The sequence below is a fragment of the Vibrio sp. T9 genome (assembly GCF_003123985.1).
In the GTDB taxonomy this organism is placed as follows: Bacteria; Pseudomonadota; Gammaproteobacteria; order Enterobacterales; family Vibrionaceae; genus Vibrio; species Vibrio diabolicus.
Genome location: NZ_NIGY01000005.1, coordinates 386,542 through 410,377 on the forward strand (window position 1 = coordinate 386,542; position 23,836 = coordinate 410,377).

24 protein-coding genes are annotated in these 23,836 nt (G+C 46.0%); 10 read left to right on the forward strand and 14 right to left on the reverse strand.

Features of this window, described 5'->3' with window-relative positions; genetic code table 11:
• Positions 1–142 precede the first annotated feature (142 nt).
• Positions 143–1,321, forward strand: coding sequence for a lytic polysaccharide monooxygenase (locus CBX98_RS12605; protein ID WP_006740966.1), 1,179 nt, complete (start codon positions 143–145; stop codon positions 1,319–1,321).
• 116 nt (positions 1,322–1,437) lie between these two features.
• Here the strand turns inward: CBX98_RS12605 and CBX98_RS12610 are convergent, their stop codons facing one another.
• From CBX98_RS12610 to CBX98_RS12620, 3 genes are read right to left on the reverse strand one after another with little or no spacing between them, the layout of a single operon-like run.
• Positions 1,438–2,058: an HAD-IB family hydrolase gene (locus tag CBX98_RS12610; protein WP_046875594.1), complete on the reverse strand. Its 621-nt coding sequence runs from the start codon at positions 2,056–2,058 to the stop codon at positions 1,438–1,440.
• A gap of 38 nt (positions 2,059–2,096) precedes the next feature.
• On the reverse strand, positions 2,097–2,408 hold the full coding sequence (locus CBX98_RS12615; protein ID WP_029865421.1) for a cupin domain-containing protein: 312 nt from the start codon (positions 2,406–2,408) through the stop codon (positions 2,097–2,099).
• Positions 2,409–2,417: 9 nt separating this feature from the next.
• Complete coding sequence (locus CBX98_RS12620) at positions 2,418–3,068, reverse strand: Qnr family pentapeptide repeat protein (protein WP_005391967.1); 651 nt, start codon at positions 3,066–3,068, stop codon at positions 2,418–2,420.
• Between the two features lie 496 nt (positions 3,069–3,564).
• Here CBX98_RS12620 and ompW point away from each other — a divergent pair, with 496 nt between their 5' ends.
• The 3 genes from ompW to CBX98_RS12635 all read left to right on the forward strand — a co-directional run bounded on the left by ompW (position 3,565) and on the right by CBX98_RS12635 (position 6,936).
• Complete coding sequence (ompW, locus tag CBX98_RS12625) at positions 3,565–4,209, forward strand: outer membrane protein OmpW (RefSeq protein WP_005391962.1); 645 nt, start codon at positions 3,565–3,567, stop codon at positions 4,207–4,209.
• A 214-nt stretch (positions 4,210–4,423) separates the two neighbouring features.
• A complete protein-coding gene (locus tag CBX98_RS12630; RefSeq protein ID WP_006740969.1) occupies positions 4,424–5,449 on the forward strand; it encodes an HlyD family secretion protein in 1,026 nt (341 codons plus the stop codon).
• A complete protein-coding gene (locus CBX98_RS12635; RefSeq protein ID WP_109169356.1) occupies positions 5,446–6,936 on the forward strand; it encodes an MDR family MFS transporter in 1,491 nt (496 codons plus the stop codon). Before CBX98_RS12630 ends, CBX98_RS12635 begins: the two co-directional genes overlap by 4 nt.
• A 96-nt stretch (positions 6,937–7,032) precedes the next feature.
• Here CBX98_RS12635 and CBX98_RS12640 read toward each other — a convergent pair whose 3' ends face one another.
• On the reverse strand, positions 7,033–7,278 hold the full coding sequence (locus CBX98_RS12640; RefSeq protein ID WP_005460845.1) for a Rho-binding antiterminator: 246 nt from the start codon (positions 7,276–7,278) through the stop codon (positions 7,033–7,035).
• A gap of 180 nt (positions 7,279–7,458) precedes the next feature.
• Between CBX98_RS12640 and CBX98_RS12645 the strand changes: the two genes are divergently transcribed.
• The 3 genes from CBX98_RS12645 to ygjK all read left to right on the forward strand — a co-directional run bounded on the left by CBX98_RS12645 (position 7,459) and on the right by ygjK (position 12,624).
• Positions 7,459–8,595 (forward strand): MBL fold metallo-hydrolase, encoded by a 1,137-nt coding sequence (locus CBX98_RS12645; RefSeq protein WP_109169413.1) that lies wholly within the window; start codon positions 7,459–7,461, stop codon positions 8,593–8,595.
• A 455-nt stretch (positions 8,596–9,050) separates the two neighbouring features.
• A complete protein-coding gene (locus CBX98_RS12650) occupies positions 9,051–9,818 on the forward strand; it encodes a transcriptional regulator (RefSeq protein ID WP_109169358.1) in 768 nt (255 codons plus the stop codon).
• 115 nt (positions 9,819–9,933) lie between these two features.
• A complete protein-coding gene (gene ygjK / locus CBX98_RS12655; RefSeq protein WP_065764567.1) occupies positions 9,934–12,624 on the forward strand; it encodes an alpha-glucosidase in 2,691 nt (896 codons plus the stop codon).
• A 133-nt stretch (positions 12,625–12,757) separates the two neighbouring features.
• Here the strand turns inward: ygjK and CBX98_RS12660 are convergent, their stop codons facing one another.
• The 4 genes from CBX98_RS12660 to CBX98_RS12675 all read right to left on the reverse strand — a co-directional run bounded on the left by CBX98_RS12660 (position 12,758) and on the right by CBX98_RS12675 (position 16,210).
• A complete protein-coding gene (locus tag CBX98_RS12660; protein WP_005391939.1) occupies positions 12,758–13,270 on the reverse strand; it encodes an O-acetyl-ADP-ribose deacetylase in 513 nt (170 codons plus the stop codon).
• A 58-nt stretch (positions 13,271–13,328) separates the two neighbouring features.
• Positions 13,329–13,754 (reverse strand): VOC family protein, encoded by a 426-nt coding sequence (locus CBX98_RS12665; protein ID WP_005391937.1) that lies wholly within the window; start codon positions 13,752–13,754, stop codon positions 13,329–13,331.
• A gap of 154 nt (positions 13,755–13,908) precedes the next feature.
• The gene (locus CBX98_RS12670) at positions 13,909–14,751 is read right to left on the reverse strand and encodes a LysR family transcriptional regulator (protein ID WP_109169360.1); all 843 of its coding nucleotides are present in this window, start codon (positions 14,749–14,751) and stop codon (positions 13,909–13,911) included.
• Positions 14,752–14,902: 151 nt separating this feature from the next.
• A complete protein-coding gene (locus tag CBX98_RS12675) occupies positions 14,903–16,210 on the reverse strand; it encodes a DUF1254 domain-containing protein (RefSeq protein WP_109169415.1) in 1,308 nt (435 codons plus the stop codon).
• A 141-nt stretch (positions 16,211–16,351) separates the two neighbouring features.
• Between CBX98_RS12675 and CBX98_RS12680 the strand changes: the two genes are divergently transcribed.
• A complete protein-coding gene (locus CBX98_RS12680) occupies positions 16,352–17,266 on the forward strand; it encodes a LysR family transcriptional regulator (RefSeq protein ID WP_029846112.1) in 915 nt (304 codons plus the stop codon).
• A 72-nt stretch (positions 17,267–17,338) separates the two neighbouring features.
• On the opposite strand, the gene CBX98_RS12685 is transcribed toward CBX98_RS12680, so the two are convergent.
• From CBX98_RS12685 to CBX98_RS12705, 5 genes are all read right to left on the reverse strand, one after another.
• On the reverse strand, positions 17,339–17,824 hold the full coding sequence (locus CBX98_RS12685) for a VOC family protein (protein WP_021450371.1): 486 nt from the start codon (positions 17,822–17,824) through the stop codon (positions 17,339–17,341).
• Positions 17,825–17,962: 138 nt separating this feature from the next.
• Positions 17,963–18,280 (reverse strand): DUF4144 domain-containing protein, encoded by a 318-nt coding sequence (locus CBX98_RS12690; protein ID WP_025622239.1) that lies wholly within the window; start codon positions 18,278–18,280, stop codon positions 17,963–17,965.
• A 96-nt stretch (positions 18,281–18,376) separates the two neighbouring features.
• Complete coding sequence (locus CBX98_RS12695; protein WP_109169362.1) at positions 18,377–19,087, reverse strand: HAD hydrolase-like protein; 711 nt, start codon at positions 19,085–19,087, stop codon at positions 18,377–18,379.
• A 25-nt stretch (positions 19,088–19,112) separates the two neighbouring features.
• Positions 19,113–19,649, reverse strand: a complete 537-nt coding sequence (locus CBX98_RS12700) for a DUF924 family protein (protein WP_020838392.1) — start codon at positions 19,647–19,649, stop codon at positions 19,113–19,115.
• A gap of 65 nt (positions 19,650–19,714) precedes the next feature.
• On the reverse strand, positions 19,715–21,562 hold the full coding sequence (locus tag CBX98_RS12705) for a M3 family metallopeptidase (protein WP_089202660.1): 1,848 nt from the start codon (positions 21,560–21,562) through the stop codon (positions 19,715–19,717).
• 283 nt (positions 21,563–21,845) lie between these two features.
• Between CBX98_RS12705 and CBX98_RS12710 the strand changes: the two genes are divergently transcribed.
• Positions 21,846–22,208, forward strand: a complete 363-nt coding sequence (locus CBX98_RS12710; protein ID WP_047009761.1) for a hypothetical protein — start codon at positions 21,846–21,848, stop codon at positions 22,206–22,208.
• Positions 22,209–22,277: 69 nt separating this feature from the next.
• Here CBX98_RS12710 and CBX98_RS12715 read toward each other — a convergent pair whose 3' ends face one another.
• Positions 22,278–22,451 carry a hypothetical protein gene (locus CBX98_RS12715; RefSeq protein WP_005391896.1) on the reverse strand — a complete coding sequence of 58 codons (174 nt, stop codon included), beginning with the start codon at positions 22,449–22,451 and terminating at the stop codon, positions 22,278–22,280.
• A 234-nt stretch (positions 22,452–22,685) separates the two neighbouring features.
• Here CBX98_RS12715 and CBX98_RS12720 point away from each other — a divergent pair, with 234 nt between their 5' ends.
• On the forward strand, positions 22,686–23,828 hold the full coding sequence (locus CBX98_RS12720) for a sugar diacid recognition domain-containing protein (RefSeq protein ID WP_109169364.1): 1,143 nt from the start codon (positions 22,686–22,688) through the stop codon (positions 23,826–23,828).
• Positions 23,829–23,836 lie beyond the last annotated feature (8 nt).

The following is a 23,836-nucleotide window of genomic DNA, read 5'->3' on the forward strand; positions in this document are numbered from 1 at the left end:
AATACACAACAAATGCTGGAAAGCAGATGGCACTCTTACAATTTCCACCTTTATTCTCACCTTCGAAATAATCTCATCCTGCTAGTTTTGCTTAAACCGCTTGTGTTCATGAGCGGCGAGTCAGCAAATTTAAGGATGAACGATGAAATCACATGTAACACTTCCTCTTTTGAGCTTAAGCGCTGTTGCCGCATTGAGCTCATTTAACGTCAACGCCCACGGCTGGGTAGAATTTCCAAGTGCTCGTCAGAATACGTGTTATTTAGACGGTGGTTTTTGGACCAATGAGATCCCCAACCAAGCGTGTAAAGCGGCTTTTGAAGAATCTGGTGCTTACCCGTTTGTGCAACGCAGTGAAATTGCAGCAAACGTACCAAATTACCGAGATATGGAGCATGTTAAAGCCGTAGTCCGTGACGGCGAACTGTGTTCTGCCGGCGATGCCGCTAAGAAAGGCTTGAACATTCCTTCTCCAAACTGGCAGCGCACCAATGTTACGCCAGATGCAAATAACCAGATTGAATTGGTGTTTTACGGCAAGGCGCCGCACAACCCATCATACTGGGAATTCTATCTCACCAAGCCGACCTATGATGATTCAAAACCGCTTACTTGGAGTGATTTAGAGCTGATCGACACCGCAGGTGATGTGTATGTTGATGCGGAAAAACGCTACCGTATTCAGGTGACTTTCCCAGCTGAGCGCTCGGGCGATGCAGTGCTTTATACTCGTTGGCAGCGCATTGATGTGGCTGGTGAAGGTTTCTACAACTGTAGTGACATTACGTTAAACGGAACAGGTACGACGCCGCCGACTGACCCCGTTGATCCAACCGAACCGGGTAATAATCTGACATCTCTGGGCTACTTTGTTCAGCAAGGTTTTGGACCAGTAGAAGCGGGTGACACCATCCGTTTCCGTACGTTTAATGCGACAGGCAATGAAATTGTTGATATTTCACTGCCAATCAGCGCAAACAATACGACGACTTGGGCGGCAGAAATTGCGGATCAATTTAACGCGCAGCAAACGGGCGATTGGTATGTGGGCATTTGGCATCAAGAGATGAACCACTACATGTTCGATAGTAAGAACGTGAATGCGAACCAAGTATTAGCGCCAAGCGCAGACTTCAGTTATGCGTTGTCACTGATCAAAGCGGATGTACCGCCACCAGTTGAACCAACCAACTTGTGGGACAAGACGGCTGTTTACGACCAAGGTGATGTGGTGACGCACAACGGTAAAGAATGGACCGCTCAGTGGTGGACGTCTGGTGAGGAACCAGGCACAACGGGTCAATGGGGTGTATGGCGTTAAGCCATTTATTCGGGCCCTGATCAATAAAACCCTTCTCATGTGAGAAGGGTTTGTTTTTTCAGTCTAAAACGACCACTTTGGTGGAGTGGTTGTCTTGAAAATCAGAGCACATATCGTTATTCGCTTGCTCTCCACTCGATCCAGTTGAGCATCGCGTAGTCTGCCAGTTTGAGCATCGGAATGTCTTCGTGTGTATCACCGTAGGCATAAATAGACTCAAACTCGTCGAGCGAAAACGCCGCCTTAACGCGCGAGACTTTTCTTTCTAAACTGCAATCACCTTGCTGGTAAAAGCCACTCAGTTTTGGCTGTTCTGAGATCAGTTCACTGCACAGCAAGCGGTAACCGTTCGCTTCACACCAAGGCTTGAGATACGCATTGAGTGATGCCGACACCACCACAATGGTATCGCCTCTGTGTTGATGCCACGCCAACCTTTCCATCGCTTCTGGCCGTAAGTACAGCGGGATCACTTCATGGGCAAACTGAGCGCCAATCGCTTCAATTTGCTGCTTTTCTTTCCCTGAAAATGCAATAAAACTGCTGAGCGGACGCATAAGACGAGCGGGTAACACTCCGAGTTTGTACAGCGCATAAAATGGCATGATAGCGACCTTTCCTACTCGCTTGCGCAGGCCATAAGCAGAATAGTGGAGGAAAAGGCTAAACATATCCTCTCGGGTAATGGTGCCATCAAAATCAAACAGTGCCAGTGACGGCTTGGTAGTATCGAGCAAATTCAGCGCCTATTTTTCGATTTAAGATCGTTTTGTGTTTATTGATAAAACACTGCCAACCAAATGGTTTCTTGCGTTGGGTCAGTCCAGCTCACTTTGTGTTTGGTATGAGCTGGAATCGTAACGTGATCGCCTGCCTCAAGTCGTTTCACTACACCTGATTCAAAAGTCAGCTCTCCAGTTCCTTTAAGAACCAATACCCATTCATGTTCTTCTTGATCGTACCAGCCACTTTTGGGCGAGGTTTGCCCTGTTGAGACAATGCGTTCTATACGCAGGTTTTTGTGGGTCAGCAGGTCTTCGAACACTTCCTCGTCGAGGTTATTCGGTAAGTCTTTAAACAGGTTCATGGCCTTTCCTTAGATAATGATCAGTCCAAAAGGCGCAAGCAATTGCTCTTGTTGCCAATCACAAATTTTAACACCAAACAGAGAAACGCGGCGAACATCCAGCCCGTCTAGTTCGACATGAGTCAGATCACATTGCTCAACGTTAAAGGTTCCCCATTGTTCTGGCGAGAATTCGCAGCGAGATAAATCCGAGCCTTTAAGAGTTGCCCCCGCGAGGTTCGCTCCGTTCCAACGGTTTTCAAAGAGGTCACATTTTTCTAGTAACACTCGCTCGAAGTTACAGTAGGTGAGGTTGCAGCCAGTAATAAAAGCAGAACAGAAAAACATGGTGTTACTGACGCGATTAGCAAAGTTCGCACCTTGGAAGTTTGCCCCTTTGAGATCGCACTTACGCAGCTCCAAGCCCATACAATTTGCGCCGTTAAACAGGCTCATCGCCAACATACAGTTCGTGAAGCTGGCATCTTTTAAGTTCGCGAAGCGAAAACTACACCCTTCTAGCGCTTTGGATTCGATAAAGCGACAGTCGATGAACTTAGCATCGCGCAGATCGGCATGGTCGAAACTGCACATATAAAAGTGGCAGTTTTTAAAGGTGGCATTCTGAAAATCGTGGTGAGAAAAGTTTTCTCGTTCAAAAATGAGATCGGTTTTTAACATGTCTTCTCCTTAGCTGCGAGCAGACTAGCACTCCAAGTGACTGATTTTCCAGAAAAATAACTTCTTGTATTTCAGTATTTTACAAACCCCTCAAATCGCAATTTTAAGGGGTCAAACGAGCGTTTTAAGTGGGTTGTTTTTTGAAAATAGAAGACGTAGAGGAAGAAAAAAGTTTTTGCTGGCTACGAGCCCTAGCGAGAGGATTCGTGTTTTTGAGTAGGCATGGCTTCTCACACGCACAGTTTGCATTACAGAATTGTATCCGATTTGCATAATTTGTTGATCGGTATGGCGTTTCTCTATACAAAAAACCTATATTTTTCACAAATTGATTTCCATCAAAATAGTAGGGTTTCTATGTGCTAGATTGCGCGCAGCTCAAAAAAATATAGATGCCCGTGTGCTTCAAGGCGCTGAGTTTACTTGAAATCTAAGGCCAGTCAGCAGGCACACCTTTGGGTACGACATAACGAAGCCCTATAAAAGGAAATAAAAAATGAAAAAAACAATCTGCAGTCTAGCAGTGGTTGCTGCACTCGTGTCACCAAGTGTTTTCGCTCATAAACAAGGTGACTTCGTTCTTCGTGTTGGTGCGGCGTCTGTCGTTCCTAATGACAGCAGCGATAAGATTCTTGGTTCTCAAGAAGAATTGAAAGTGGATTCAAATACGCAGCTTGGTTTGACGTTTGGCTACATGTTCACAGATAACATCAGCCTAGAGCTTCTAGCAGCAACACCATTCAGCCACGATATCTCAACAGATTTGTTAGGTCTTGGTGATATCGCGGACACCAAACACCTTCCACCAACGCTTATGGTTCAGTACTACTTTGGCGAGCCACAAAGTAAGTTCCGTCCATATGTTGGTGCAGGTCTCAACTACACCATGTTCTTTGATGAGGGTTTCAATAGCACGGGTAAAGGCGCTGGCCTTTCAGATCTTAAGTTGGATGACTCATTCGGTCTAGCAGCGAATATTGGTGTGGACTACATGATCAACGATCAATGGTTCCTCAACGCTGCTGCGTGGTACGCAAACATTGAAACAGAAGCAACTTACAAAGCAGGTGGAGCGAAGCAAAAAACCGACGTCAAAATTAACCCTTGGGTATTTATGATCAGCGGCGGTTACAAGTTCTAAGAAAAACCAGTAGTTACACGCACATTACTATTATTGGCATGACTTTGGGGGCGGTTACGGGGACTGCCCCTCTTTTTTATCCTCGTTTTGATTGCACATCATTTACTCAACTTAGCAACATGCAAAATTGGATCTTTACCTTGCAAATCATTTTATTGTCCGAAGATCGAAAAGTCCTACACTGATCACATAATTGAACAAGTGGACAATATAAATGAGCGGCGACATCGCGAAGCATTCTTCCTCCAGATCTAAGCTGGTAAAAACTCTTTTCTTTACTCTCTGTGTTATCGCATTTGGTGCGATGTATTGGTCTTGGCAGTATTCAGACAGTCATCCAAGCACGGAAGATGCCTACGTTAGGGCAAAAATTTTGTCGGTAGCGCCTCAGGTAAAAGGCCAAGTGGTTTCTGTGGATGTCAAAGATTTCCAATCTGTTAATAAAGGTGACCTACTGCTGAAGATAGATTCACGCCCATATTTGTTGGCGGTGAAGCAAGCAAAAGCGGCATACCAATTGGCGGTCCAGCAACATGACGTTGCCGATAAGCAGGTAACTGAAGCCGTAGCGGGCTTAGATGCGGCGCGCTCTAACCTGACAGAAGCTCAAGTGGAGTACAAACGTACGGATTCCTTGGTGAAACGCAAACTGGCGTCGGACCAAGATTTAGATACGGCGAAAAACAAACTCGCCAATGCCCAAGCGAGCTTAGAGCAAGCGCGCGCGACGGTAGAAAAAGCCATTGCGAACCGTGGTGAAGAAGGCGCAGAGGCTGCGGTCGTTCAACAAGCGGCAGCTCAGTTAGCGCAAGCGGAGCTGAACTTGAGTTACACCGACATTACGTCACCAGTGGATGGCATTGCCGGTGAAATCAATACGCACGTAGGCTCGGTCGTTAGCGTGGGTCAAACGCTGTTCCCTGTGATTTTAAAAGACAGCTATTGGGTACGCGCGAACTTTAAAGAAACCGATCTTACTCATATTAAAGCTGGCATGCATGCGGATGTGGTGATTGATATGTACCCAGACGTGGTGTGGAAAGCAACGGTAGAACAGCTGTCGCCTGCGAGTGGTACATCGTTCTCCTTGATGCCACCAGAAAACGCAACGGGTAACTGGGTTAAAATTAAACAGCGTTTCCCTGTACGTTTGGCATTAGAAGTACCGGCCGATGCGCCGCAACTTCGCGTTGGTGCGAGCTCAGAAGTCACCATTGATTTGCAAAGTAGCGTGCAATGAGCCATCAAATTACGGCAGACAAACGGGGGATTGCCACCGTCGCCGTGATGCTTTCTGCCATCATGGTGTTAATCGATATGACCGTTGCGAACGTGTCGCTATCGCACATGATGGGCGCGTTGGGCGCAACGGCAGACCAAATTACGTGGGTGCTGACGGGTTACAGCATGGCGGAAGCGATCTTCATTCCGATGACCAGTTTCTGGGTGTCGCGCTTTGGTGAACGCAAAGTCATGCTGGTTGCTGTGATCGGTTTTGTGATTGCCAGTGCGCTTTGTGGGCAAGCACAGTCGCTTGAAGAGATGGTGCTATTTCGCATTATCCAAGGCGCTTTCGGCGCGTCGGTGATTCCATTGGCGCAGTCGACGTTAGTACAGATTTATCCGTATGAGCAAAAAGGCAAAGCGATGGCGATTTTCTCCATCGGCATTTTGCTTGGTCCTATTTTGGGCCCAGTTGTGGGTGGCGTGATCACCGACAACATCAACTGGCGCTGGATTTTTTACATTAACTTGCCATTCGGTTTGATCTGTACCTCTTTGATTTATCGCTATATCCATATCGACAACAAATCCAAACCTAACTTTGACTGGTGGATCATCGGTTACATGGCGTTAGGTGTGGGCGCGTTGCAGTTTTTGTTGGATAAAGGTAACGAAGAAGACTGGCTCAACTCACGCATGATCCAGACGGCGATATTGCTCGCAGTCATGGGATTGGTGATGTGGATCTATCGTAGTTGGAAAACCAAAAGCCCAATAGCGCCATTATGGCTGCTTAAAGACCGAAATCTTATGGTCTCGTCGTTGATGATTGCCGTGGTGTCGATGGCGATGTTTGGTCTGACGACTCAACAACCGATGTTGTTGGAAAGTTTGCTGGATTATCCGGTCTCAACCACTGGCTTATTAATGGCACCGCGTGGGTTGGCGTCAGCGGCGATGTTGATTTTGGTGATTAAGCTCAATCCGCAATTCGATCCCAGAATCAAAATAGTCTTTGGCTTGAGCTGCATCGGGATTGGTAGTTATTTGATGACGCAATACTCACTGCAGATCGATACATTTTGGATTGTGATGCCGAGTATGATTCAGGGCATGGGGCTTGGTTTAACCTTCTCGACGCTGTCCACCTTGGCGTATTTAACGATTCCGAAAGAGCAATCTGTCGCGGCGGCAAGTATTTACAATTTGTTCCGTACGATTGGTAGTTCGTTTGGTATCTCTATCGCCACCACTTTCCAATATCGTGATAGTCAGCAGCAATGGCATGCGCTGGGAGAGGGCATTAATCCTTATAATCCTAACTTGCATGACTGGGCTGCCAATCAGGGGCTTTCCATTACCGACCCGGTTGCGTTAGACCAATACCAACAGATGTTGCAGCAGCAATCGCAAATGGTCGCGTTTGTGCACACCTTCCAGCTTGTGGGAGTGATGTTCGTGATCATGATGCCGATGCTGGTTTTCATCCGGTCGCGTGAATAACAACAAGTTCCGATGAACCGTGTAAGAGAACGCCTCTCAAGTTGTGTCAGCTTGAGAGGCGTTTTTTGTTGGACGGCGTCAGTGAAAGAAGGACGTTTACTCAAACGTCACTTCGTCAAAATGCGGATTGGCTTTGAGCGCGCGCATTGCGACTAATTGTTCAGTCGGGAAGGCGGTGTGCTCACCATCCATATCTAAAAACAAGCACTCTTGTCGCTGCATGTCGTAGCCTGTGTCGAACGCGTTGCCCTGATGAGTTTCACCATTTTTTAGTGTGATCTCGATAGGGAGCTTAAACATACAGGCGATTTCAATAAAATCGTATTGGCTGCAAGTCACCATAGTTTTCTCCTTTCAAACCGACGCAGTATTCAGAAGGTTTGAGAACCGTATCCTTAAATAGAAGACGTTTGATTGAAACTGAATCTTCATCTTACACCTCATTTTGGTCACGAAATAGACATACACGCACGTTTTAATAAACCTACTGTTGAGCGTTCGCAAGCGAGACAAAACTACGATATGTCTGAGACGATACTTAAGCGCACATACCTAACGAGTGAACAAAAGACACAAAAGCCAAGTTCACTGATTCCGCCTAAAACCTACCATGCGCAGTTGGCGCACCGTATTCACTACTCGCCTCAATTTGAAAACGGCCGCGTTAAAAACGAGATGCCAAATGTCCCTAGTCCGCAATCATTCTGGCAGGTGTGTTGGAGTTATCTTGGTGGTAGAACGCCGTTGAGTCCTAACGAACATCTGCCACATTCCCCACTTCAACCCACGCAGTTTGCGCAGCGAAGTGAATCGATGCGCCTTACTTGGCTGGGCCATTCCACGATGCTGGTGGAGGTCGATGGCATTCGAATTCTGACCGATCCGGTATTTGATTACGCTTCTCCTTTCATCGCAAAAGCGTGGTTTGAACGCAATATTCCCAATACCCATGCCAGAGATCGTTTGCCGATTCCTGAAATTATCGTGATTTCGCACGATCATTACGACCATTTAGAAGCATCGACCATACGTTTCTACGCCGATAAACCCGTGACGTTTTATGTGCCCTTAGGGGTTGGCAAGCATCTGATAAAGTGGGGCGTTTGCGCAGACAACATCGTGGAATTCGATTGGTGGGATAGCGTGCACTATGCCGGAATTGAACTGATTTGTACGCCCGCTAACCATAATTCGGGTCGTACTTATTTCGATAAAAACTCGACCTTGTGGGCTTCTTGGGTCATCAAAGGCAAAGAAGAGACGCTCTATTTTAGTGGCGATTCAGCTTACGACTCGCACTTTTCCGAGATCGCACAGCGATGTGGACCAATCGACATTGCCTGTTTGGAAGTGGCTGCTGATGTGAAAGGCCAAGGTTATCCGGTCGAAAACTGGGGGCACATGCAGGCTCATCATACCGTGCAAGCGTTTCGCGATTTAAATGCGAAAAAACTGTTGCCAGTACATTGGGCTACATACGAACTGTTTACTCACCGCTGGGACGAACCGATTTTAGATTTGCTTACCCATTGTCAAAAAGAACATATAACGCTGCTGACGCCAATGCCGGGGGAGAGTTTTTACGTTCATCAAGAACATATAAATAAACAATGGTGGCGAGAAAAAGAAATATGTGAGCCAGATATAATTTTGACTTAATAACATGATCTTACTTCAATAATTATTTTATAAATTAACCTTGTTATTTTCAGAATATAACAAGGTTTTTACTGGTCATTGAAATTCAAAATTTCCATAGGTTCACTTTCCAATTGTGATCTCACGCTTTTATAAATCGATTGGTGTCATTTTTTGATACTTTTCATCTGAAAATTTGCGCTCTTATCAGAAAAGTTTTAGTAAAAATCTTTGCCATCTTAATTTTACTCTTCAAAACAATTATACTGACTATTATCTTGATAAGCCCATAGAACAATGGCTATAACTTGTTCGTGGTGGGTAAAATGTATCCAGTTAAAGAAAAGTAAAAAATCTAATGGATAAGACATGTTTTATGCCAACAAGATAGAATATTGAGACCAAAATCACAAGAGTAGGACTCTCTTGAATTTATCATCATGGATGCTGAATAAATAAAATACAGGCATTGTTAGATGAATAATTCTGCAACGTATTTACTTGCTGCTTTACGAGAAAAAATAAAAGAAAAAGGCATTGGATATTCCGAGCTTTCTATTGGACTTGGAATCCCGCTTTCTACTATAAAAAGGCAGCTTCACAATACGTCTCTTGGTTTAGATAAAATCTTGTTGTACGCCACGCATCTTGATACGGATTTGGTTGAGTTATCCATGCGAGGTAAGCAGCTGCAGCAAGAGAGTGAACAGTTTATCACCGACACCAACAGTGAGATTTTCCATCAATATCCTCACTTATTTGATTTTCTTTATCTTTTGCGTCGACCTGAGTGGCCTTTAGAAGAGATCGCTCGGATATACCAGCTGAGTGATACTTCCGTTGCGCTCTATTTACGTGCACTAGAAATGATGGATTACATTGAACTGAAAGGGGATAAACACTATCAATTTAAAGATACAGGCCGCTTTATTTTTGAAGAAGGTTCAAATTTAGACACGCTATTTGCACAGCGCTTTCGTGAAGAAGTGTTTAGCCACGATATTCGACCTCCAATCTGTGTTGGACGCATTGCGATTACCGAAGAACAAGAAGAAAAACTGGCAAATGAAGTGTACAACAAATTAATTGAGTTTGATGTTCAAAATAAAACCAGTGAAAACAGTCAACGCCTAAAAAACGTTTTACTCACTTTTACGCCTGGTAATCAGATATTTTTGGCTGACACAATTCCGAATATTAATGGCGATTTATTAAAAGCCATCACTGTCGCTAAAGAAAAATAAAAGAATAATTATCAGAAGCTTGTGCTTATTTAGTGCGAGCCGGGCTTCTGCACACTAAAAACACTCATTTATATAAATGAGAATATAAAAATAACGTAAATAATAGGGAAAAAGTATGTTTAAAAAGAGCACACTTGCCATTCTGATCGGGGCTACTATTTCGCTTGTTGGATGTGGTTCCAATGATAAAACTGAAATCCGTTTACCACAGGCGCCAACTTCGGAATTTACTAACGTGATTGATCGTACTGGTAATCCAACTTACCTGCGTGATTACGACAGTTATTCGAACCTGAAGTACAACGCGTTGACGGATAACGGCGCGTGGCATGGCCATTTGCTACCTGAAGATGCGGCGGGTTATGGCGCTTTCGGCGGTATTATGCAAGTGACGCAAGAGTACGCGCATTTTATGTCTGGCCAAACGTTCGACAAGCTCACGTTGACCGACAAAGTGAGTGGCCAAACTTACGACTTATCGAACGCAGAAGCGAAAGTCTATTCCATTCCAGGTGCATTAGTGCAGGTGTTGGACTTGGACGATATTCACGTGCAAATGGTGCTGCGCTTCGTGACTGACCGCTCTTCGCTGGTGGAAACGCTCATCACTAACAAAACTGATCGTGATATGAACTTGGCGCTGGAGTGGGACGGCGAGTTGGTGAAATACGCGTTGTCGACGCGCAAAGACCAAACCGTGGCGCAGTACTACCCAGATTACAAGCGCCAGATTTCGACCATTGAGAACGGCATTAAAATTAACTTTAGCGAGATGAAAGACAACTGGGCGATCCGTAATGACCGCGATGCCGAGTTCCGCATTACTCGTTCTCTACCAACGAAGACGTTCACCAACGAAACCTCATTCAGTTCTACCGCGGAGATGAGCCTACCAGCTGAGCAAACATCGGCGGTTTATACGGCGTATTCTAACCTGCACAATGCGAAAGAAGTGCAGTCAGAATCGTTGAAATTGCAAGATGTATTGGCGAATCCAACTCAATACATGGAAGCGTCGAAAGCGCGTTGGGACGGCTATTTAGCGAATGGTCTTATCAACAAAGAAGCGACAGCAGACCAAGCTCGTGTGGCCGTAAAAGCGATGGAAACCCTAAACGGTAACTGGCGCTCTGCGGCGGGCGATATTGAACAAGCGACAGTCACGCCATCGGTCACTGCACGTTGGTTCTCTGGTAACTTAACATGGCCGTGGGATTCGTGGAAACAAGCGTACGCGATGGCGCATTTCAACCCAGATGTTGCGATGGACAACATTCGCACGGTATTCCAAGAGCAAGTTCAAGCTGATGACAAGATTCGTCCGCAAGACAAAGGCTACTTGCTGGATGTATTGACGTACACCAAACCTGTTAGTCGTGGTGGTGCTGGCTCTGAAAACTGGAACGAACGCAATACGAAACCATCGTTGGCGGCATGGTCTGTGATGGAGGTGTATCACGCTCTCGTGAACCAGTTTGATCGCCCAGAAGACGCGCAAAAATTCATTGATGAAATGTATCCGAAGTTGGTGGCATACCACGATTGGTGGCTATCAAACCGCGACCACAACCAAAATGGTGTGCCTGAATACGGCGCGGCAGTGGACCCAGCACACAACACGGAAGAAGGCGTGATGTACGTTTGGGTAGAAACGCGCGATCCTAACTTCACGACCATTATTCCGGCAGAAGACATCATCGAGCAAAACGGCAATTCTTATAAAGTAAAAGGCATGGCGTCTTACAATAAGATTCTTGATGAAGTGGATTACATGACGATTCACGTCGGCGCACAAGAAGCGGCTGGCTGGGAATCGGGCATGGATAACGCGGCTCGTTTTGGCTTTATCTACAACATCCACAACATGAATTCGCAAGCTGAAGATATCAACAATCCAGACAAAAATGTGGATCAACTTGGTCGCTACGCGGCAAGTGCGTACGGCTTTGATAACAGCATCAAGCTGGAAGGCGAAGAGTGGGTGTACAGCAATACGTCAGCGGAAAACTTAGCGAAACTCGATCTTGCGAAGAAAGATTGGGAAGTTCGTTTTGCAGAAAACCGCACCAACAATAACGCTGCGGACGGCGAGCTGCTTGGCTTCTCTATGCTGCAAGAATCGGTGGATCAAGCCTCTTACATGTACTCAGACAACAAATACTTAGCGGAAATGGCGAAGTTGGTGTCCGATGGCGTAGAAGGTAAAGATCGTGCGCAAGAATTCCTTAACGGCGCAGAAAAAATCAAGACGTACATTAACCAATGTATGTTTGATGAAAGCACAGGATTCTTCTACGACATTCACTTAAATGTGGCTGAAGATGGCACTACTCCTGCGCCTCTTGCAAATGGCTGTGCGGGTTTGCCGATTGTAGAGCGTGGAAAAGGCCCTGAAGGTTGGTCGCCGCTGTTTAATGGTGCAGCAACGCAAGAGCATGCCGATAAAGTGATCGCGGTGATGCGTGATCAAGACGAGTTCAACACGCCAGATAAATTCCAAGGAACGGGTGTGCCTTTGCCGACCGCATCGCAAACTAACCCTGCTTACGGTAAAGATGTGTACTGGCGTGGTCGCGTGTGGCTAGACCAAGTGTACTTTGGCTTCCGTGCGATGGAAAACTACGGCTACAAAGAAGAAGCGATTGCGATGGCGAATGAGCTGTTTAACAACGCAGAAGGTATGACGGGTGACATGCCAATCCGTGAAAACTACAACCCAGAGACGGGCGCGGTACAAGGTGCGTCGAACTTCTCTTGGTCTGCGGCGCATTTGTACATGATGTACAACGGATTCTTCAAAAACTAGATCGCACACATTAGGCGCTTTGGATGACCCCCCTAGCATTCGTAGCGCTTAACGAACGATAATTCATTGATAAATAAGACAAACCGGACTGTATTGGCAGTCCGGTTTTTTTATGTCTCTTGTCACAAAGATTTTAGTGCTGGGTCAGGGCGTGTTGCCATATCGAAAGCATCTCTTCACTAAACAAGTAAAAGCGCATGTCGAGTGCCGCGTATTCCGGTCTTTGACAAACGGCCATCGCGACTTCTGCTGCTTCTTGAGGTGGGTAACCATACACTCCGCAAGAAATCGCAGGCAGCGCCACACTTTGGCAGTGGTTGGCGAGCGCGAGATCCAGCGAACGTTGATATGCAGATTCCAACACCGCTTTTGGATCGGCGAATTTATCGTAAATCGGGCCAACGGCATGAATGACGTAACGCGCGTTTAAATTGCCAGCCTCAGTAATGCGTGCGTCACCAAACGGGCATCGAATACCGTCGACATCATCAACGGCATAACACGCATTGATAAGCGCAGGCCCAGCTGCGCGATGAATGGCACCATCGACGCCACCTCCGCCGAGCATTCTCGGGTTTGCTGCATTCACGATGGCATCGACATGTGCGGTGGTGATGTCGCCTTGGACTAACGAGATCGCGTTCATTTTTTGAGCCTTCTACAATGATGAGAAACAAATGGTCAGTAACACAGTTAAGTGTAGCTTACTCATCAATGACTTGAGGTTTTAACTCGACGACATTTCCTTCCGGATCATGTATATAGAGTGATCTACCGAACCCTTGTGCGCCATACCGCTTCGCAAACTCTTCGGTTTCAATGCCGTTCGAACGCAGATATTCCAGTATTTCATTTTCGGAAAAAGGCGCTAGTTGCAGGCAAAAATGGTCAATATTACGACCATTTTGAACTGGTGGCTTTCCGCCAAGTTGCCCTAACTCGCTGTCTACCGTCACCACATCAATCAATGCGTTACCAGCCCTGAGCTGGGTTAAACCAAGCTCCATTACTTCGCGCTCGACAGGGCAGCCCAAAATATCTCGATAGAAATGCAACATGGCGTCGAGGTTGCACGTTCTTAGCACAACATGATCAAGTGCTTGGATTGCGATTGGGTTGTTGGTGGGCATGCTTCACTCCTTTTGTGCGGTTATGGAAAAGTATACGACCTGAACGTCCATATTGATCGTTAAGCCATTTTTAACATATGCGCATTTAGTCATAAAGAGTGCGTTTAAGAAGAGAGAAAGAGTTTTTGGCGAAACGCCTTGATGTGCGACCGAGTCAGGCGTTTAGGCCTGTAGCAAATTGGTCACGCGCCCAAGCTCGCAAACATTGATGGGAAGTGCTGGATTCATCTCGTTTATGGAAAATCAGTTTATAGCTGACCGGCTCAGAAAGCATTGGAGTTTGAATGACTTGCAGATTCAAAGCCGATTGCCATTTCTGCGCCAAAGACAGGGGAAGCAAGCCTAAACAATCGTGTTTCGCCACATAAAGCATCATGCCAGAGAGCGATGTTGTCATCATTTCCACATCACGCTCTTGCAGCCCTGGCTGGTGAACTTCGGTGTTGCTAACTGGGAAGTCTTCGTCTCCGACAAACCGACAGTGCTTTTCAGAATAAAACTGTTCTTGTTCGATTTTTCCTGCGATACGTGGGTGATCTTGACGACAAATCACCACCATTGGCTCTTCAAAAACTGATTCACTGATAAACGATGGGTCATGAATGGTCGTTGGGCTAATAATCAAATCGATCTGTTTAAGTCGTAGATCATTCAATAACGAAGGTAAATCCGTATCGGCGCAAACGCTGATCGTGTTGGTTGGTGTGATGCGGTGGAGCAGCGCTTCGTTACAGCTCAGGCGGAAAGTGCTTTGATCGGAAATGGCATCATTGATCATCGCAAACGCCTGATGAAATTTAGGTAGCAACTGATGCGCTACAGAAGTGAGTTTGATTTGTCGCCCATCCTTCACAAATAACGATTTGTTGGTTTCTTTTTCCAAACGCTTCATGGATGCGCTAATCGCTGGCTGAGTTAGCCCTAGGTGCTCTGCGGCGCGAGAGTAAGATTGATATTCAGCAACAATTAAAAAGGTTTGGATTAGATTAAAATCCATACGATACCTAAATAAAAATAATCACTAGATTCAGTGGGTGGCTCTTTGATTTTTGGGCTTGATGTTCGCCCTAGACACCCACCTTGAAATAAGCCTCCTTAACGCACTTACGAGCTAAGGAGGCGACAGAGCAGTGGTTCGTTAAAACGAATTATTTAACTACTTTGATCTCAGGCATTTGATACTCACCACTTTGGATTGCATCGTCTGCGCCGTAAAAACGCATGATGGCGTAGAACGGTTTTTCAGGTACTGGCAAGAAGTTTGGATCGTCTGCACGGCCTTTCTCGTTCGCACTCATGTAAATGGTGTAGTAACCGTCTTTGTCCGCTTTCATGGTTCGGTCGCCACGGCTGTGACGGTTTAGGTCGTTTTTCGCCATCAAACGGTTGTCGTTGCCGTAAATAGTAACAGACCAGAATTCGCTGACGTTCGGCGCTTTAAAGCGCATCACGTAATCATGCTTCGAACCATCCAGTTTTTGACCAGTGCTGTCGAAATCTGATTTACGGTAAGACGCTTCGATAGGTGGTAAGCCCCACTGACCAAGGTAAGTACCTTCTGCAAAAATATCGCGTGGCGCATCACCCAAGGTATCGCGTGTACCAAGCAATGTACGAGCATCTGTCATTTTAGGTGCAAGTTCGACGAGGTGTTCCATGCCTTTCTTCTCACCAACTTTTGCCAGTTTTAGCTGCTCAGGTGTGAAGTCAGTTTTGCATGGTTCAACACCGATAGATTGGTATTTGTCCAACCACTGTTTGTCTGCATTGCCCATCGAGCCATCACATAGCACGAAGTTCACGCGTTCAAGCCATGTTGAATTTTTTGGATCTGGATACGTTCTTTGTACTGGTTTTGGCCCGTTCTTACCTAAATATTCCGATAGGGTACGAATGTTCCATTGGTCCATGTAGTTAAGCGCTACTTTTGCATCTTCGTCATTCACTGCCATGATGCGACCCATCAGCTTCACAAGGTTGCTGTCTACGCGAACCACTTCGTCGACAGAAGCTGGCACTTCACCTTGCCAATCTTTTGCTGCAAACATGAACTGGCCGCCTTTTGTGCCGCGAGTACGAGAACTGAACGCTGCGTTGGTGTAGTGGCCCATGTCCATTGTGTGCAAGATCCAGTAACGGCCTTCATCCATATCAGGCACGCTCACAATGACAGGTTCTGCAGCAACATCTAACCAGCCCATAAGGTGAAGCGTATCGTTATTAATGGTTGGGTGAGCAGTGTAAGAGTCATCAGCTAGAGCACGAATATTCTGAAAGCGGTTGAGCGGATAGTTGTTTTCTACCGCCGTGTGATAGAAAAACTTGTACGCTTCATCGATAGAGTAGCCGTAGATATAAGCATCTTCTGCAAGATCAACATTGGTGTTAGCCGCAAATACAGAGCTGGCTCCTAGCGCTGATAATCCCAATAGAGTAACGAGTAATTTTTGTTTCATGGCTGGTTTCATCCATTTGTTTGTGAGGATATGTTTCCAGCTAAGCTTAGTCGTTAACCCGTTTATTACAGAAATGAATTGTGAGTATTTAGTCTATATCAAAAGTGATATGCTTTGAGAAAAGCTAAAGAGATAACTTTGATGAACTTTGATTACAATTTGCTCAAGGTGCTTGCAGTGATTCTTGAAACACGCAACACCACAACGGCTGCGGAGCGTTTGTGCACCAGCCAGCCTGCTGTGAGTCGAAGCTTGCGTAAAATTCGGGATTTGTTTAACGACGACATTTTAGTGCGTAAGGGCACCAATATGGAGCTCACGCCGAAAGCCGAAGAGATCAAAGCGCAGCTTTCTGGGATCATCAACGACATCGACAAGCTAGTGAATGTTTCTCATAGTTTTGATCCCGCGATCGAAAGCTGTGTTCTGCGTGTTGCGATCAACTCGTCCATTGCGCAATGGTTTTCTGCCGCGTTTACTCAGCTGCTAGCCAAAGAAGCGCCGTTTATGAACTTGGTGATCGAAGACTGGACGGAAACCACGCCAGACAAAATCGATGCGGGTGAAATCGCTTTTGGCATCAACTATTTCCCTATGGAATTGCCGAAGCATCTGGTTCAGAAAAAAGGCGGGCGGGACGACTTTGCTCTGGCCTGTCGCGCGACGCATCCGCATGGTGGCAAACGCATGTATTTGGATGACATTTCAGAGTACGCGTACGCGGTTCACATCATCCAACATTGGAATGAAAAAGAAGATCATATCTCGCGCTTATTACAGCCTTTTTCAGTTGTCCCAAGAATTCAACTGCGTACCACGCACATCAACACTATTTTGAATTTGGTTGCGGATAGCGATGTGCTGTTTCCTTGTTCGCGTCACTTGATCAATCAGTTAGATAAGCGTTTTTCTTTTATCGAATTTGATGACGCGCTGCCGAAATTAGAGGGTAACTTCGGTTACGTTTACAGCGTAAAGCGCCGCAATGATCCGTTGATATTGTGGGTTAACAATACCGTTGAATCGTTGATGAAGTCGTTAGGCATTGAGTCGTAACAATGGTTGGTGAAACGGTTTGAACAACCGGGTTCGATAACGCATTGATCCCGGTTGTGTTGCTTGATGCAATTACTCGTATTCAGAAGCGTAAGTTTCTTCATAAGTGTGCGAGTAAAGCTCGAAAAGGTTGCCGAATGGGTCTTCTAGATAAACCATTTTCGCAGGCTTGTTATCGTCTTCTGGGTGGTAACGCATGATGTCCATACGCACTTTGCCACCCAACGCTTCAGTGCGCTTGATTGCATTTTCAAAGTCGTCTGTCTGCAAACAGAAATGGAAGATACCGATGCGAGAAAAATCCACTTCATGGCGCTCTTGACGCTCTTTCATTTCAAATAATTCAAGTCCGATGCCATCGCTTGTCACTAGATGCGCAATGTTGAAGCCTTTAAAGCCCTCACCAAAGACCGCAATACACATTCTGCCAATTGCGGTTTCGCGTTCTTCAATCACTTTCGTGTTACCCATAACGACTTTTAGACCAAGCGCTTGCGTGTAAAACTCAACCGCTTTATCCATATCTCCGACCATAATACCGACATGATTCATTTTCATTTGTTTGCTCCCAATATGTCTGCTTAAACGTTGTTTTGTTTCGATGTGGGAGAGTATATGGTGCGGTTTTAATTACATGAAATTATCATAAATTATAAAAATAATAATTTTATGTAATCAATATGGGCGGGGTTCGAGCTAATTGGCTAATGCCTCAACAGCTTGCTGTACCGAGGTGAAGTGAATTTTGATGATGCATCTTTGTGCGAGACTAAACTCATGCGACTGGATGAGTGACGTAACTTCCTCGACGGACAGAGTGTGTTCTTCCGGTTGTAAAACGGTGGTGTTCGAATCGTTGTATTGCAACCCGAACGTGTTGCCATTTGAGTCAATTACGTAATCATCTGGCCCCAAAATGAGCGCTTCGCATTCGGAATCAAGATCGGCATGAGAACGCAAATAGATAAGTTCATCGTCGCCATCGAGTTTCAATAAACATGGCCATGTAACCATGGGGCCTCCAGTGTAGTGGCTAAAATTGTTTCAATGTCTGAAAGGGCAAGGTGAGCGCTGGCATTCAAGGTGTTGACCTTAAACCGCAGCCAAAAATTACGTGTGTTGAGCAATAATCGAAAACAGCTCGTCAACCGTTCTTGCCACGTAATCTGGTTGCACGCTCCAATGCTCTGGCATCGCGCCGCTGTACGCTGCTGCAACGGCAATCACTTTACTTTGGCCACCCAACTGCTGTTCGATGTTGCGTGCGAATTGCGTGTCGGCTTCATGGTCACCGATGTACATCAGCTGTCGATTTTCTGCGTGACCAAAAATCGACTCAACGCATTTGATGCCACTGTACGCATCGGGCTTTTGGTGTCCGTTCGAGACGTCATCATACCCGACGATGGATTTAAACGGCGCGCTGATGCCGTTGTCGGACAGCACTCGACGAATATTTCTTTGTGAGTTTTGAGAGCAAATGCCGTGAGGCAGCTGCGCAAACTCTTTAATAACGCCATCAATGCCTTCAAACAGGGTTACTGGTGTTTGGTTTTTCTCTTGATGCTCTGCCCATAAACCACCAGCTTTTAGCATTTCATCATGGGACATGCCGTAGTAATCCACGTAGAGCTCTTGCCAGTTTTTCGCCGCGTGGTTTGCGTAGTGATAGTTGGCTTCTGAATGGAGATACTTCGGTAAATTATCGCCAGTTAAATGCGGGGCTACGATGGCTAAGATCGCTTTGGTGATGTCGATGTTTTTCGGTACAGAGTTTACGAGTGTCCCATCGTAATCCCACAATATGGCGTCTAATTTCATTCAACGTTCTCGTTGTTATTGATGGTTAAAAGCTGGAACCGGGTTGCTGCAAAAATGCTAACTCTTCAGATGTGCTTTCTCTACCCAAGATGGCGTTGCGATGTGGGTAACGTCCAAATTGGTCGATGATGGCTTTGTGTTTTAGCTCAAAATCGTAGTTATTTTCAAGCCCTGATGCGCGAAACAATTTCTCAGCTTCGACATGAATGAGGCGAGATTCACTGTGCATAAACGGCATGTACAAAAAGCTTAGCTGCTCAGGCGCTAATTCTTGATCGTGTCCTAACCGAATTGCTTCTTGAGCCAATGCTAATGCGAGCGGGTCTTGCGCAAACGCTTTTGGGGTGTTGCGATACACATTACGTGAAAACTGGTCGAGGACGATGATTTCGGCCAATCGTCCTTGTGCGCTGTCACGCCAATTAAACAGTTCACAACGAGCGGCCTGTTCTAGTACCGAGGCAAATCGTGACGCAATATGTTTGTCCAGTTCTGGGTTGTTTTCAAACCAGTTTTGAGGCGTTAGCTCTTCGAACCAGAACTTGATGATTTGTTGATGCATGGCGCTTCCTTTTGTTGTGCCTTAATAGTAAAAAGCCAGAAGCGTGGCTTCTGGCTCTTGGCGTGTTATCGACCGTAAGTCTCTACGATGTAACGTTCAAAATCGTCACACATTTGTTCGTCAGAGATGACGTTGCTTGCCAGTTCTTTACTGCCGTCGACGACTTTAATCGTCGCGTTCAGTGAAGCGACTGGTGCTCGTTCTCGTGTTGCAAGTGAGTCGATTTTCTTCTGCTGTACTTCCCACGCTTGCTCTGGCGATAGATTACATACATCTGCCAAGTACTTAGCATTGAACCCCTCGCCAGTCAGGCTGAAAATGGTTTCGTTGTGCGACAAATGATTGCCTGCGTGCCAGTAGTGTTTTGCCAGCAGTGGGCCAATTTCTGGGTTATCCGTCAGATAGCCAAACTTCTCAAGGAAGTATGCGCGGGTCTGATACACCGCCATGTGCGCGAGTAGATAACCTTGATACGCACAAGCCGCTTCGTCGGATAGCAAATGCGGAATCGCCATCAGTGGGCGAGGGCTGCATTCCAAACCAAGGATCTGTTTTTCACAATCGCGAGCCAGCTTAGTGATGCGCTCTGGCGTTAACTCGTCATCGCTAAGTTGATATAACGCGCGTTCAAAATACGGCACAACCAAGATGCTACGTTCTTCATAAGCTTTGAATGGCTGACGACTGTTGATCATCGCTTGAATGATCTCATCAGGAACCGGATTCCCTTCATCATCCAGTGCGTATTGTTTTAGCCAATCGGCATCGGTTAACAGGCTGTCACAGAACATCGACTGAGTTTCTGCATAAGCCATTGAAGTCGGCGCAAACTCCTGCGAGAAACAAGGCGCGTTCATTTTTACGTTCGCAAAGTGTGCTGCGTGGCCACCTTCGTGGAACAGCGTGTTAATGCCATCGTAGCCGCTGCCCACTTGGTCTGGTTTGGCATTGCTGGTGAAGTTCACCTGTGCTGCGACCCATTCGCCTTGATTGTAGAAAGAAGGGATAGGGCCGTGACAGAACCCGTTCGGGTACTTACCTTTGCGGTCTAACAAATCCAGCGTTAGCGTCGCGCCAGAGTAATCAATATTCAGACGACCAAACGATTCTACCCAGCGTCTCAGAGATTTTGAGAACGGCACGTATGGGTCAAGGTCACGCATGACGTCACCCGCGAACGAGTAAACAAAGTTGAAGCCTGTTAGTGCGCTTGCGCCTTTCTCTTTCGCCAAGTTTTCTAAGCTGTTTAGGTGCGCATCTCGCGTGCGTTGTTCGAAATCTTCCAAAATCTCGAATAGCTGCTCAGAGCTCATCTTTTCCGTTTTTTGCACGGAGTAATCAAAGAAGGTCGCATAACCAAGTGAGCGAGCGAACTGGTTGCGCAGTTTGATCAGTTCTATAAAGCCGTTTTGCAGTAGCCATTGTTCAAGGTTCAGCAACGCTTGATGAGCCGATTGGCGAACTTCTTCATGATTGCTGGTGCGAATGGTTGAGCTCAATACTGGCAGTGAACCTTCCACTTGCTCGCCGTTTTCATCGGTAAACGTTTGTACGTGGTTCTGTTTTTTCTCGAACAGCTCAGCTTCAAAGGCAATGAGTTGATTTTTCAACGCTTGTGCTTTTTCGCCCTCGATTGCGTGAGATTCAAACATCGCCAGCCAACCAGAAAGACCCGTAATGGTTTGCTGTTTCTCTTGTGGGTCGGTAATTGAGTCCGCGGCTTCAAGCTGTTGTTTGATGGCAGTAATTTGCTCGGCGTTGCTCAAAAAGCTTGTCCATGCGGTTTGTGCTTGCGTCGAGCCATCATGGTCATCGCTGATCCCCATGTAAGTTTCCCAAAAGAAATCTTCTTTGGTGCGGTGAATCGCGAGGTAACGTTGATTGAGGTCGTTGAGATAATCCGTTGCGGTCATTTTGATCCTTCAAATGGTTGGGAGTAGACCCCTAATTATTGCACGCTTGTTGATAATAAAGGAGGGACAAATTAATTTGCTGGTAGTGTACTGCGTAAACGTGATTTTACTATTTGTTTACATTTTAATGAGTTAGCAAGAGTTGTTACGAGTTTGGAGTGCGCAGTGTTTAGATTGGCACGGGGTTTACAGTTCATCAGTTAATTAATCTGCTAGGCGCTCTCGATGATCTTTGTCATGTGTAATAATATTTCTATATCGCGGCAGTACATATGGAAACGATATGATAAATAAGACAAAAGTTACGCTATTGGCGCTAGGTACGATTTTGGTTGGATGCTCTTCTGTCACGCCGCCAAGAAATGATGCGGTTGAGAACATTCAACAAAAGTGCTCTGTAATTTTAAGCAGTGATGTTTCAGGTGAACAGCGCTGGCAGACATACAACGGCTTGCTTGTAGAATATGCTGTGCATGGCATTAAAACTCAGGCGCAGTTAGAACGCTTTGAAGCGTTTGTGCAACGAGTACAAAATGATGAATCTGGACAGTTAGTTACCGAGCTGATTGAAGTCACCGATTGGGGATGCTCAAACGGCAATTATCTTGAAGAGATGGGCTTGTTTATTCAAGAAGTTCAAAAGTAAAAAACCGAGCGTTAAGTCGCTCGGTTTTTCTGTTTATGGAGCGCTTCGTGCGCTGGCCCGTCAGGACGTTTACTCCTCTGGGTACTCGCCCATACCTTGCGTTTTACCTTCCGCTTTCCAATGCTCACCGGGGTCAAATGCTTCATCGCATAAATCTACGGTGTAGCCCATTTCTGTGATTTCCTTCAAAGTGAGATTATCTGCAATTTTTGCGACTTCACCCGATTTATTACGTAATTCCATGTTGTTTCCTCCTCTGTAGGTAGACGAGCGGTATCGATGCACAGTGACGAATGCATCGGTGACCTTTGTTCTAAGTATATAACTCTCAGCTCAAAATGAGGGTTTAATCCATTTTTATCGTGTGGTTAATTGAGTAATGCTTTGAGCTGCTTCAGTTATTTTTAACTGCATCATCGCGACAGTTGGCTATTTGTGATTTATTGAATGATTAAATTGTCAATCTGGAAAATCGAAATGGTTATTCTCGACCACTCCCTAGCACAGCAAATTGTCGATCGAACCATGTCCATCATTGGTCACAACGTAAATGTGATGAACTCCGCAGGCATCATCATTGGCAGTGGCGATCCCAAACGCGTTGGGCAAGTGCATGATGGCGCGGTATTGGCGTTGAATCACGGCGATTCACTAGAGCTGAATGAGCAGCAATGCTTGACGTTGCAAGGTGTCAAACCCGGAATCAATATGCTGTTGAAATTGCATGGCGACGTGGTCGGTATTGTTGGTGTGACAGGCGAGCCGGAGAAAATCCGAGATTTCGCCAAGCTGGTCAAAATGACCGCTGAACTAACAATCGAGCAAGCCGCGCTGGTGGAAAAATTTCAGTGGGACAGACGTCATCGCGAAGAGTTTATTCTGGCTTGGATCAATGGCAAATTGACCGATGAAGAGCTGAAAGATTGGGCGATGCGTCTTTCTATCGATGTGACTCAACCAAGAGTGGCAACGGTGATTGAAGTCTCGACGCCGTCCGCTTCAAAAAGCATGAAGAGCGTGCGCAATATTGTTGAGCTGCTTGAATATCCGGAGCGTAACAATCTGGTTGCGATTGTCTCGGTGAATGAAATTGTGGTGTTGAAACCGTGTTATTCCGCCAAGCAGTGGGATAGCCAAATCGAAAGTGAACGCATTGATAAGTTGATGTCGCGTTTAAGCGATCACGATTCGCATACGTTTCACATTGCGCTAGGGCAGCTGTTTAATGAGCCTAAAGATGTCGCGTTGTCATACCAAAGTGCGAAGCAAGTATTAGCCATTGGCAAGCAGTTCTACCCAGAGAAACGTAAGTACCTGTTCGACGAACTTCGTTTGCCTGTGCTGTTAGCGCCGTTGGCGGATATTTGGCAAGGTGAACAAATTATTGATGGCGTGAAACGGTTGAAAGAGAAAGACAAATCCGGGCAATTACTGAAAACCCTAGATGCGTTGTTTGAATGCAATGGCAATGTGACGGAATGCTCTAAAATGCTGTTTATTCACCGGAACACTCTGCGTTATCGGTTAGAAAAAATCACCGAGATAACGGGCCTACCAACCACCAATTTTGTGGGGTTAGCGGAGCTTTATATTGCGACTCGGCTCTCAAAAATGGCGTGATATTGTGC